The following is a 12,640-nucleotide window of genomic DNA, read 5'->3' as shown; positions in this document are numbered from 1 at the left end:
ATGATTTAAAAAAAGATACAACACTTGAAAATTATTATTCGACTTATTTTGAACTTGGTTATTCTTTTTTATGTAGTAAAAATGACTTCGATGTTTTCCTCGGAATTACTCCGTTTCCATGTGCTTTCGGTAACGCATTCGGTGTAGTAAATATTGGAATAAGCAGTAGACACGATATAAAAATTACTGATGAATTTTCATTACCCGTTAAAGCTTCTTTGGTTTATAATCCTCAATTTGAAAATTTGTTTTTTGTTTTAGGAATAACTCTGAAATAATTTGTGAAATTGCGAAGTGATAAAATCTCCGAAGAGATGCGAAGAAAATCAACTTTATGCCACTTTTAAATATAAAGAATTAACTGTTTTATAACTTTTGACTTTAAACTCTCTTTATCTTATCACACTTACCCTACCGATGAATTCATAAGATGGACCATCTAGTTCTTTAACTTGTATTTTATATGCATAAGTTCCTATTTGAACTATTTCTCCATCATATTGAAATCTGCCGTTCCATGGTTTGAAGTAATCGTTTGTTTTGTAAATTATTTCACCCCATCGGTTGTATATAATCATAAGGAATCCTTCTTTTGTATCTATCTTATTTCCCTTTGGACCAAAAACATCATTCAATCCATCATCATTAGGACTGAATGCATTCGGAATGTAAACTGTATAAATATCTTTATAAATAATATTTTTTATTGCTGTATCAACACATCCTTTTTTATCGGTTACGACCAGATAAATAGTGTAAGTTCCTATATTAGTATAATTATGTGACGGGTTCTGAACAGGAGAATTATTGTTGTCACCGAAATTCCAATACCATTTTATTATTGGATTACCGCCTGGTCTGGATAAATCCATAAAATCGGCTATTGTAGTAGTTTCTATATCAAGTATGGATGGACTGAAAGTGAAATCGGCTTCAGGTCCAGGTATATTGTTTATTGTAACTGAACCTTTAATTATGCATGTTCCGCTTGTTACTGTAACTGTATATTTATTATGTGAAAGATTTGAAATCATATTTTCAGTTTCTCCGTTATTCCACAGATATGAATAAACACTTTCACCGGAAGGTATTACTGTAGCTGTTCCATTCCTTCTGTCGCAATTTTCGGATGTTGATGTAAATGATAATTTTAATTTATTTGAATCGGCTACTATTACATTTTTTACAGCTTGACATCCTTTGGAATCAGTAACGGTTATTTCATATATACCCGGTACAAGGTTAGTTATTGTGGTGGTTGTTTTTTGAGGAGAAGTATTCCATAAATATGTAAAAGGTGGAGTTCCGCCTGAGGCAATAACAGTTGCACTGCCGCTTGGATTGCCACAATCGGAAGATGTTGTATTTGTACTTAATAATACAGGAGGAGTATTTGTCAATGCAACTTGTGAATTGCTGGTACATCCTAATGAGTCGGTAATAGTTGCTGTGTAAGTTCCTGCAAGAAGATTATTAACTGTAGGAAATGTTCCTGAATTGGGAGTATTCCATTTGTAATTATAGTGAATACCACCGCTTGTATATGGTGTTCCTCCTGATGCAACTACTGTTGCAGAACCATTGGAATTTCCACAGGTAGCATTTACTGTATTGGATATCCACGATTTTAGTTCGGAATTTACTTTTATCGATACATGATTTAAACCCATGCAACTCTTACTGTCTTGTACTACTAATGTATAGGTTGTAGAAATTGTAGGGTTGGCAACTACATTTTGGTTTGATGTTGAACTTAACCCATTATTTGGTGTCCAGTAAAATGTGTATGGAGGAGTTCCCTCACTCACAATAGGATTTAAAGTAACATTTCTTCCAAAACAAAGAAACTGGTCGCTTATTGCTATTTTTGGCAAAGTGTAAATATTTATATATACATGCGATAAGGTTTTACAGCCGTTTTGATCTGAAATTGATACTGTATAACTTGTTGAGACAGTTGGGCTGGCAAATACATTTTGGCTATCCGGATAATCTATGCCAACAGTGGGCTGCCATCTGAAAGCATATGAACCACCACCATTACTCACACTTATAGATACATTTACATTATTTCCTTTACAGGTTCCAACTGAAACATTTGAAGTACTAGGATTACTGTTTATAAAAACAACTGCCTGAGCAGTATTGGAACAACCGTTAGCATCAATTCCAGTTACAAAATAATTTGTTGTTGCAGTTGGATTAACAATTATTGACTGTCCTGTCTGACTGTTGCTCCAGATGTAATTATTACCACCGCTTGCAGAAATTGTTGCTGAACTTCCATTACAGATAGTGACACCACTTGCAGAAATTACAGGATTAGCATTCACTGTTACAACTGCCTGAGCAGTATTGGAACACCCATTCAAATCAGTTCCTGCTACAAAATATGTTGTCGTTGAAGTCGGATTAATAATAATTGATTGCGTTGTCAGACCGTTATTCCAGATGTAATTATTACTGCCGCTTGCAGAAATTGTTGTTGAACTTCCATTACAGATGGTGGCACCATTTGCAGAAATTACAGGATTAGCATTGACTGTTACAACTGCCTGAGCAGTATTGGAACACCCATTCAAATCAGTTCCTGTTACAAAATAATTTGTTGTTGAAGTCGGATTAATAATAATTGATTGCGTTGTCAGACCGTTACTCCAGATGTAATTATTACCATCGCTTGCACTTATTGTTGCGGAATTTCCTCTACAAATAACAATACCGGTTGCAGAAATCACGGGATTAGGATTAACTGTAATTATTGCCTGAGCTGAACTAAAACATCCATTCAGATTAGCTCCTGTTACAAAATATGTTGTTGTTGAAGTCGGATTAACAATAATTGATTGCGATGTTTGACTGTTACTCCAGATGTAATTATTACCACCGCTTGCAGAAATTGTTGCTGAACTTCCATTACAGATAGTAACACCACTTGCAGAAATTACAGGATTAGCATTCACTGTTACAACTGCCTGAGCAGTATTGGAACAACCATTCAAATCAGTTCCTGTTACAAAATATGTTGTTGTTGAAGTCGGATTAATAATAATTGATTGCGTTGTCAGACCGTTATTCCAGATGTAATTATTACTACCGCTTGCAGAAATTGTTGTTGAACTTCCATTACAGATGGTGGCACCATTTGCAGAAATTACAGGATTAGCATTGACTGTTACAACTGCCTGAGCAGTATTGGAACACCCATTCAAATCAGTTCCTGTTACAAAATATGTTGTTGTTGAAGTCGGATTAACAATAATTGATTGCGATGTTTGACTGTTACTCCAGATGTAATTATTACCACCGCTTGCACTTATTGTTGTTGAACTTCCTCTGCAAATAACAGCACCTGATGCGGAAATCACAGGATTAGGATTTACAACCACTGTCATTTTAGCTGTATTAGTGCATCCGCTTGCATCTGTACCTGTAACATAATAAGTTGTAGTTACGTTAGGTGTTACGTTTATAGATGTTCCATTTTGTAAAGTATTCCATGTATAAGTTAACGCTCCGGATACAGTAATGTTTCCAGAGTATCCTAAGCATATAGAACTGCCGGTTGGACTCAATACAACATTTGGTTGCACCACATTTACCACCGCATTATAAGTAGTGGTACATCCCGTAGTTGCCATTCCGGTAATTGTATATGTAGTTGTAACAGTAGGAGTAACTGTTATCGTAGTAGCGGTTGATGAGTTGCTCCAAGTATAAGAATTAGTTCCTGAAACACTTAAAGTTGTTGAGCTTCCGTTACAAATAGATGGTGTGTTTGCATTAATAACCGGATAAGGTCTTATAACTACATTTTTACATAAATTCAAAATGCAACCACTGACAGAAATCAAATCACAGCAATAATTACCTGAAGAAGTAACGGTAATACTTTGAGTCGTTTGTCCTCCTGGAGACCAATGATATGAAGAAAAACCGGAAGGAACAGATAAAGTTACAGGACTGCATGAATCAAGTTTGCTTTCGGTTATGCTGAATGTATTGCAGGAACAGTCAATATAAGCATAAGACCAGTGGCCTCCTAATGAGCAATCTGCCTGTGTAAAAATTACTGTTACAGTTTGACCAATATATGCTGAGAGGTCAGTTGTAACAGTTGTCCATGGTCTATAATAAATATTGGCACCACAACTGGCAGGATAAAAATCAGGAATACTTGGTCCGCCGATAACAAGATATTGACCACATGTAATAGTATCACCATTTTCATCATACATGTTTATTCTGATGTATGGTTGTTCATATTTTGGGTGTCCTGCATCCTGAACCACCATTGCGTATTTATAAAAAAATGCACTGTTGGAAGGTGTTACTTGAAACGATTGGATTAATTGTGCACCATGATAATTTGGTGATTGACCGTCTCCAATCATTGCAGAATATGTTCCTCCCGGACAAACCTTTGGAAAGCCGCCGCACGCATCTGTTCCGCTGTTCACTATATTTAACTGAGGTGGGGATGTATTGACTGATATTCCGATATAATTTGGATATTTATCTGTAATCTGTCCTTCACCGATGCGTCCGTTTGTACCTGTCCATCCAGTGAAATTGCCCGCTTCAAAGTCCATATTGGTGCATGCAGGTTGAATATTTATATAATTAACAGAGATATTATAATTGTAGCCACCTTTTCCATCAAGCATAATATAATAATTACTTCCTTGCTTAATGTTTGCAGTTAACACTATTGCTCCGGCAAAATTATTGTCATAAGATGAAGCAATGCAGGTTCCTATATTCGGACAATCCTTATATACAAGTAAAGACGCCCTGTTTCCAACCGAAATGTTTGATACATTTATTATTATTGTACCAGTTATTGAAGCAGTAAAATAATACAAATAATCTTCACCAGCTACATAAGTAGCCGGAAAGTTAGTAAAAAGAGTTATATTACCTGAGTTATAATCATTTATTTTACCTGTAACTGTTTGACTAACAGCTGAAAATGGAATAGTTATTGGACTTAAGGCGGCGGTTATACAATTATTTCCTCCCTGTGCAAACAGTAAGTTATTGAAAATAAAAAGAAAACAAAGTACTCCAAGCACTTCCATTAACTTGTATGCAACTTTCGTCTTCATGATTTTATTTTTTAACTTGTTATGTGCTATCTTTCATTTTATCGAGTATTTTAAATCAAATATAACGAATTAAAATCTATTTGTCAAGAAAAATGTAATATTTTTTTAAAAATAACAATAAAATCAATAAAATTAACAATACTAATTGCTTGATTTATTAATAATTAAATGTCATTACTTTAAAAATAAAAAAATAATTACATATGTAATGTATGTAATAATTTATAATATGCTTATGTGACATTTTGATAGATTGAAAGTAGAAAAATTTATAATATATTTAGTATAAATTGCTTAGTGTTTTTAGAAATTTATCATAATAAGTATTTTAAGAAGGTATTACTTTAAAAAAAGTTACAATTTTATTACTTTTGCAAAACCATAAATGATTAAATGAGCAGCGCAACTTTCAACAAAGTAATGCATGGATATTCACGAATAGGTTGTGCGGATGGTTTTTGTGGGAGTGAGTAACTAAAAAAGTTAATTAACCAAAGCAGCAAATTAACAGCAGAAATTTCAATTACTTACAAAATTTAAACAGATGAAAAATAAAATTTTATTTATTTTTATTCTTTTAGCGTTTAATAGTACTATCACAATAAGCCAGGTGCAGCAGTGGTCAAAATATGTGCAAAACCCGGTGATGGTGAAACAGAATTTTCTTACTGAATTTTACGCTATAGGGCAACCTGCGGTTATAATGGAAAACGATACATTCAAAATGTGGTACGTTGCCTGCGGACTTGACCATAAAGGCAGGGTTCTTTATGCTCGTTCAACAAACGGTATTACATGGACAAAATATGGCAACGGAGCAGCTGTGATGGATGTTGGTACGGTAGGAGCATGGGACGATACATGGCTTGATACTCCCGAAATTTTGCATGGACCTGGTGGCTATTTCCTTTATTTTTTTGGTGACTCTGTTACCAATCAGCAACCCAATCCTTCAGTATCGACAACATCTGCGCTGGGAGTTGCAACTTCGCTCGATGGTATTCATTGGACAAGATTCGCTGGAAATCCGATACTCACCAAAGGTGACACTAATTCTTGGGAAAATTTCTGGATTGAATCTCCTGCTGTGTTATGGGATAGTGCCACAAATCAATATATGATGTGGTACAGCGGTGTGAATAAAAACTGGCTTATTCAAACCGGACTGGCAACTTCACCCGATGGACTAAACTGGACAAAATATCCCGGAAATCCTGTAATTACTCATGGTCTTGCCGGTTCTTACGATGATATGTGGGTTGCAGTTCCTTCTGTGATAAAAAGAAATAATCAGTTTGAAATGTGGTACAATGCTTTTAATTCAATAAGTGCGTATGATACTCTTTATATATGTTATGCCACTTCTCCTGACGGTATCAACTGGACAAAATTTGCAGGTAATCCATTATTCAATACCTACACTGCTCCTTCCGATACCAATATTGATAAAAGCGGACCATGGGCATGTGATGTGGTTTACGATGCAAAAGAAAACAATTATAAAATGTGGTATGAAACAAAAGCAGGTTTTTGTTTTGCCACATCTCCGGTTAGTACAGGCATTACTAATAAAACTTTAAATGATAATTTCCACTTTGAAATTTTTCCTAACCCCGCAAACGATAAAATAGTTATTGATATAAAAAATTTCAACCTTTCAGAAAATTTCGATATAGATATTTACAGCATTGACGGCAGATTGCTGTTTCAGCAAAAAGCAGTGAAAGGGAAAAATGAAATTGATATACACTACTTGTCAAATGGAATTTACTTTTTAAAACTTAATAACGAAAAATATTCTGAGGTAAAACCTGTTGTGAAGTTTTAAATTAGTCGCAAGTATTTAGTAGTAAGTCGCAAGACGATTTTTTCAATCTTTTAATCTTTTAATTTAATAAAATACACATAGTATTTTTGTAAATATTTATTATTTTTACATTTTAGAGTTAATGAACTTTCAATATTCATTGCATGCATTTCATAGTTGTTGGCGTTAATCACAAAACCGCAGATATTGAAATCAGGGAAAAAATCTTTTTCTCTGATGACAAATTATCGAATGCATATAAGTTACTTAACAAATACTCACCAATCAAAGGGAGTGTGATTTTGTCAACCTGCAATCGTACTGAAATATATGCTTCGGTAGAAAAAATCGAACAGGGATTTGATGATATTGTAAAATTCATGAGCGAATTCTTTAAAATACCCATTAATAAATTTTCATCTTTCATTTATAAAAAAAACTGCCAGTATGCAGTATCGCATCTTTTTAAAGTTGCTTCGGGGCTCGACTCAATGGTAATTGGCGAATATCAAATACAGGGACAACTAAGAAATGCCTATTTTACCGCTACAGAAAACAATTCAACAAACGGCATGCTGAATAAACTTTTTCAAACTGCTATTCAAATCGGGAAAAAAGTTCGTTCAGAAACCGAAATAGGCAAAGGAACTGTTTCCATTGCCACACTTGCAGTTGAATTGATAAAACAAATTTTTGAACATGAAAATAATTTTAATGTTTTGATTATCGGTGCAGGCAAAATATCTTCATTAACCATTTCAAACCTGCAAAAGTTAAAAACCTGCAAAATAACAATTGCCAATCGTTCCGAAGAAAAAGCACTTGAACTTGCCAAAAATTTTAATGGAAAAGTTATTGATTTTGAAAAAAGATATGAGGCAATTATTGAAAATGACATTATTATTGTTTCTACAAGTGCCGACAATTACGTGATTCAAAAAAACGAACTTTTGGAAATAAAAGAAGGAGCAAAAAATAAAATTAAAGTTTTTATTGATTTATCAGTTCCCCGAAATGTTGCTCCCGAAATTAACACTCTCGAAAATCATCTTGTTTACTCTATTGATGATATTAATAAACTTGTAAGTTCCAACATAAGTTATCGCATATCCAAAACAGGTAAAGCAGAAAAAATAATTGAAGAAATTTCGGAAGATTATTATGATTGGTACTCAAAGCAATTCATTATTCCTACAATGTTTGAAATTAAAAAAGAACTTGAAATATTGAAACAAAAAACATTATCGTCATACAAAAAAGAACTTGATAATTTAGATGAAAAACATAAAGAAATAATAAATGAAATGCTCGATTCTTATTCCGACAAACTTATTAAAGTAATAATGAAAAATATTAAAAACTCTACAACCAAGGAAGATTTAATTTCAATTACAAAAACGCTGAAAGAAACTTTCACAATGGAAATCAATGAAAATTAATGAACACTGAAAAAAAATTTAATTGCCAAAGAAATTTGAGTCAGATAAAACAAAACATTTACCGGATTCATTTACTTCACCATGACCTGCGGGATACTGAACTATAGAACCAAAAGTTTTTTCATCAAATTTAAATTCATCGTGGCAATTTCTTAAGTTTGATTGTTTTGTTTAAGCAAGTTGATAATCTCATCTTTTGCTTTTAATAGTTCTTTGAGCTGGATTATTTCATTTTTCAGGTTTTCAATGTCAGTTATATATTTTGTTTCCGTATCACTTACAATGTTTGATTGTTCTTCTTTTTGCACATATTGATTTTTATTTTCTTTTTTTTCATTTAACTGAAAAAAATCTTTAACCTTTAAACCGAAATACTCCGAAATCTGCACTAATCTTTTAAAAGGAATATTAGTTTCACCTCTTTCTATTTTAGAAAAAGCGGTGACTGAAATACCTAAATCATTAGCAACATTTTCCTGACTAAGGTTTTTGTTCGTCCTTAATTGACGTATTTTTTTGCCTAATTCTTTTATATCCATATTATATAAACAAAAATACAACTTAGAATTGTTATTTAAAGGAACTAACAGTTGCAATAATTAAACTAATAATTATTTTTTATTATATTAAAATAAACTAATAATTACTATATTTGCCGTAATAGTTTAAAAATAAAATTTATGGCAAAACATATAAGATTAACAAGTGTAAAACCAAAAGACAGTCAATATACTCTTTGTTTAGAAAAGGTTATAAGAGACAATACAGATGGAAGAACAGAATATGCATTTGTTCTGAGAGACAATGATTTTATTACTGACGAGTTTGCGTTATACCGGGTATATTTTGATTGGCATACACTTGGTTCATTAATAAGAAAAGCTGTAATGGAAAATAAAATTAATGAAAATGAAAGAAAAAAATTTTATAAAGGGCTTACTGATTTCGAAATATAAAGCAATTATTTTTTTCTCAAAAATATTTTTATAGGAACACCTGAAAAATCAAAATTTTCACGAATTTTATTTTCCAAATACCTTTTATATGGCTCGCGGACATATTGCGGAAGATTGCAGAAAAATGCAAAAGCAGGCGAATGTGTCGGTAATTGCGTTATGTATTTTATTCGTATTTGCTTTCCTTTAACTGTAGGCGGCGAACACTTCTCAATTAACGGAAGTAAAACATTATTAAGTTTTGAAGTGGAAATATGTCGTTTGCGGTTTTCATAAACTTTAATTGCAATTTCCAATGCTTTATTTATTCTTTGCTTTGTGAGAGCCGAAATAAAAAGTATAGGAACATCACTGAATGGTGCAAGTTTTTTCTTAAGAAATTCTTCGAACTCACCAAGAGTTTTATTGTTTTTTTCGGCAAGGTCCCATTTGTTTACAAGAATTACAACACCTTTTGAATTTGAAATTGCAAGCGAAAAAATGTTCATGTCCTGCGATTCCAATCCTTCGGTTGCATCAATCAAAAGTAGAATTACATCTGAATTTTCAATCGCCCGAATGGCGCGCATTACAGAATAAAATTCGAGATTATCTGTTACTTTATTTTTTTTTCTGATGCCAGCGGTATCAACAAGAAAAAAATTATAGCCGAATTTATTATATTTTGTAAGTATTGAATCTCTTGTGGTTCCTGCAATAGGTGTAACAATATTTCTTTCTTCACCAATAAGAGAATTTAGCAATGATGATTTTCCTACATTTGGTCTGCCCACAATGGCAATTCTCGGAATTTCTTCTTCATCCTCCGTATTTTTTACTTCAATATTTTTAACAATTTCATCGAGCAATTCGCCTGAACCGCTGCCGTTGATTGATGAAACTGTATATATTTCGCCGAGTCCGAAACGGTAAAAAACACTTGCAAGCGGAATTTTATCGGGAGTATCAACTTTATTTGCAACAACAAAAATTTTCTTTTTTGCTTTTCTCAAAATATCTGCAAGTTCTTCATCAAGTGGCGTAATTCCTTCAATGGCATCAACCATGAAAAGAATTATGTTTGCTTCTTCAATTGCAATTGAAGCTTGTTTGCGAATAAGCTCTTCAAAAACATCATCCGAACCGACAACAAATCCTCCTGTGTCAATTATCGAAAATTCTTTTCCGCACCATTCTACTTTTCCGTATATTCTGTCGCGCGTTACTCCGCTTATTTCATCAACAATGGCGGTGCGGCTTTCAGTCATGCGATTAAAAAATGTTGACTTTCCTACATTCGGTCGTCCTATTATTGCAACTATCTCTGACATTTTTATTATTTAGAGTTCAAAGGTAGTAATTTTTGTGGACTTTTGAATGCGGGAATTATTATTGAGGAGAATTAAAAATATTGTTAAATTTGGAAGATTAAAAAACCAAAGGTAACCTTATAAATAAGTTGTTTGTAACAATATATATGAATATATACAACTTTCAATATAAAGAAGAAATATAATGAAAACAGTTTTTGCACCGGGATGTGCTTTAATGTTATATAAACCGGAGTTAGCCGAAAAATTACATTTAATTCTAAATAAAAATTTAGGTGAAATGGATGAATTGCAGATTTGCTGTCGTCACGACCCTCAATTAGCAACAATGACTAAAGTAATAAATATTTGTCCGGGTTGTGATAAGCGATTTGGAAATGATTATAAAAATACTTCAACTATTTCTTTGTGGGAAATCCTGGCTGAAAGCGATTTTTTTATTTTTCCGGATTATTATGGCAGACGCATGTCAATTATTGACGCTTGTCCAACACGAGAACAGGAAAGAGTACATAATGCAATAAGAACAATTATTCACAAAATGAATATTACATTAGTAGAACCTAAGAACACAAGAACAAAAAGCATCTGTTGTGGAGATAGTTTTTATGGTATTATCTCTACGGAAGAAGTGAAAAAACAAATGATAAAACGGACATCAGAGATGCCTATGGATGATGTTATTGTTTATTGTGTATCTTGCATCAAATCGGTTTATATTGGCGGAAAAAAACCACAATATCTGTTAGATTTACTATTTGCAAATGAAACGGTTACTAAAACTTATGAACCCGATGAATGGCATAAAGAACTTGACAATTACATCGAAAAACATTAAATATATTACACACAATATTCTCGTTATAATTCTAAAAATTCTTAAATGATTTTTTATTATTTTACAGCAATAATACTTTGCATTTCATACATTTTTTTAATCAGCTTATTTATTTATACATGGCTTAGGGAAAAAGGATTTGTTTCTTCTGCCAACAATAACAATACTTTTGCAAGCATCATAATTCCCGTAAGAAATGAAGAAGAAAACATTACAGATTGTTTACAAAGTATAATTGAGCAAACATATCCCAAAGATTTTTTCGAAATAATAGTTATTGATGATAATTCTACAGATTCAACAGTTGAAAAAATAAAAGCAATACATTCCGAAATATCAATAAAATTAATTGAACTTAAAGGTGAAAAATCGTTCAAGAAAGAAGCAATTCTCGAAGGAATAAAACAAGCAAAAGGAGAATTAATAATTACAACTGATGGTGATTGCATTGCGGGAAAATTATGGCTCGAAACGATTATTTCTTTTTATGAAAAGGAAAAACCGAAAATGATAATTTTACCTGTTGTTTTTCATAACGAGAAAAATATTTTCGAAAAAATACAATCACTTGAATTTTTAAGTTTAACGGGTTCTGCGGGTGCATCTGCACTATTAAAAAATCCCATTTTGTGCAATGGAGCAAATATAGCATATACAAAAGAGGCATTTTTTGATTCAACCGGATATATTGATAAATATACTTCAGGCGATGATATGTTTCTGATGCTTGCTCTTAAAAATAAATTCCGCGATAAAATTATGTTTCTTAAATCTGAAAATGCTTTGATATTTACAAATGCAAAAAAAACTTTTAGCGATTTTTATGAACAAAGAACAAGATGGGTTTCTAAAAGCAGCGGATATAAAGATTTTTCGGTTATAGTAATTGCTTTGTTGATTTATTGTTTTAATGCATTTATTTTAATTTCTGCCTTTTTATCGGTATTTTCAAAAAATATTTTTTATTCTTTTACTATGCTTTTCGCAATCAAAATACTTTTTGATTATATTTTCATAAAAAGCGTTACGAAATTTTTCAATAAAAATTCATTACTTAAGTATTTTATCCTCGCAGAATTATTTTATATTTTCTATGTTTTTTTCGTAGGATTAACAGGAAATTTAAGAACATATAAATGGAAAGGGAGAAGAGTTAAAAAATAATGTTTGTGGTTTGTTGTT

The 12,640-nt window shown here is 32.2% G+C and carries 9 protein-coding genes; 6 read left to right on the top strand and 3 right to left on the bottom strand.

Annotation, left to right across the window (positions count from 1 at the left end; translation table 11 throughout):
• Positions 1-278: hypothetical protein (locus tag WC223_09540; GenBank protein MFA6924482.1), on the top strand; the 278-nt coding region annotated here is incomplete at its 5' end.
• Between the two features lie 114 nt (positions 279-392).
• Here WC223_09540 and WC223_09535 read toward each other — a convergent pair.
• Positions 393-5,108 carry a gliding motility-associated C-terminal domain-containing protein gene (locus tag WC223_09535; protein ID MFA6924481.1) on the bottom strand — a complete coding sequence of 1,572 codons (4,716 nt, stop codon included), beginning with the start codon at positions 5,106-5,108 and terminating at the stop codon, positions 393-395.
• 544 nt (positions 5,109-5,652) lie between these two features.
• On the opposite strand from WC223_09535, the gene WC223_09530 reads away from it, so the two are divergent.
• Positions 5,653-6,936, top strand: a complete 1,284-nt coding sequence (locus tag WC223_09530) for a T9SS type A sorting domain-containing protein (GenBank protein ID MFA6924480.1) — start codon at positions 5,653-5,655, stop codon at positions 6,934-6,936.
• A 143-nt stretch (positions 6,937-7,079) separates the two neighbouring features.
• Positions 7,080-8,354 carry a glutamyl-tRNA reductase gene (gene hemA / locus WC223_09525; GenBank protein MFA6924479.1) on the top strand — a complete coding sequence of 425 codons (1,275 nt, stop codon included), beginning with the start codon at positions 7,080-7,082 and terminating at the stop codon, positions 8,352-8,354.
• A 152-nt stretch (positions 8,355-8,506) separates the two neighbouring features.
• Here hemA and WC223_09520 read toward each other — a convergent pair whose 3' ends face one another.
• Positions 8,507-8,893: a helix-turn-helix transcriptional regulator gene (locus WC223_09520; protein ID MFA6924478.1), complete on the bottom strand. Its 387-nt coding sequence runs from the start codon at positions 8,891-8,893 to the stop codon at positions 8,507-8,509.
• 141 nt (positions 8,894-9,034) lie between these two features.
• Between WC223_09520 and WC223_09515 the strand changes: the two genes are divergently transcribed.
• Positions 9,035-9,310, top strand: coding sequence for a hypothetical protein (locus WC223_09515; protein MFA6924477.1), 276 nt, complete (start codon positions 9,035-9,037; stop codon positions 9,308-9,310).
• Positions 9,311-9,315: 5 nt separating this feature from the next.
• On the opposite strand, the gene der is transcribed toward WC223_09515, so the two are convergent.
• Positions 9,316-10,620, bottom strand: a complete 1,305-nt coding sequence (gene der / locus WC223_09510; protein ID MFA6924476.1) for a ribosome biogenesis GTPase Der — start codon at positions 10,618-10,620, stop codon at positions 9,316-9,318.
• Between the two features lie 184 nt (positions 10,621-10,804).
• Between der and WC223_09505 the strand changes: the two genes are divergently transcribed.
• Both WC223_09505 and WC223_09500 read left to right on the top strand, forming a co-directional pair.
• A complete protein-coding gene (locus tag WC223_09505; protein ID MFA6924475.1) occupies positions 10,805-11,458 on the top strand; it encodes a heterodisulfide reductase-related iron-sulfur binding cluster in 654 nt (217 codons plus the stop codon).
• Between the two features lie 45 nt (positions 11,459-11,503).
• A complete protein-coding gene (locus WC223_09500; protein MFA6924474.1) occupies positions 11,504-12,622 on the top strand; it encodes a glycosyltransferase in 1,119 nt (372 codons plus the stop codon).
• Positions 12,623-12,640: the final 18 nt, after the last annotated feature.

It is taken from the genome of Bacteroidales bacterium (assembly GCA_041671145.1).
Classification (GTDB): Bacteria; Bacteroidota; Bacteroidia; order Bacteroidales; family JAHJDW01; genus JAQUPB01.
Note: the sequence above shows the minus strand (reverse complement) of the source record. Positions and strands in the feature narration are given on the sequence as shown.

Coding starts and splice junctions, on each gene's coding strand:
- WC223_09505 (MFA6924475.1), top strand. CDS start 10,805: ATGAAAACAGTTTTTGCACCGGGATGTGCTTTAATGTTATATAAACCG.
- WC223_09520 (MFA6924478.1), bottom strand. CDS start 8,893: ATGGATATAAAAGAATTAGGCAAAAAAATACGTCAATTAAGGACGAAC.
- der (MFA6924476.1), bottom strand. CDS start 10,620: ATGTCAGAGATAGTTGCAATAATAGGACGACCGAATGTAGGAAAGTCA.
- WC223_09535 (MFA6924481.1), bottom strand. CDS start 5,108: ATGAAGACGAAAGTTGCATACAAGTTAATGGAAGTGCTTGGAGTACTT.
- WC223_09500 (MFA6924474.1), top strand. CDS start 11,504: ATGATTTTTTATTATTTTACAGCAATAATACTTTGCATTTCATACATT.
- hemA (MFA6924479.1), top strand. CDS start 7,080: ATGCATTTCATAGTTGTTGGCGTTAATCACAAAACCGCAGATATTGAA.
- WC223_09530 (MFA6924480.1), top strand. CDS start 5,653: ATGAAAAATAAAATTTTATTTATTTTTATTCTTTTAGCGTTTAATAGT.
- WC223_09515 (MFA6924477.1), top strand. CDS start 9,035: ATGGCAAAACATATAAGATTAACAAGTGTAAAACCAAAAGACAGTCAA.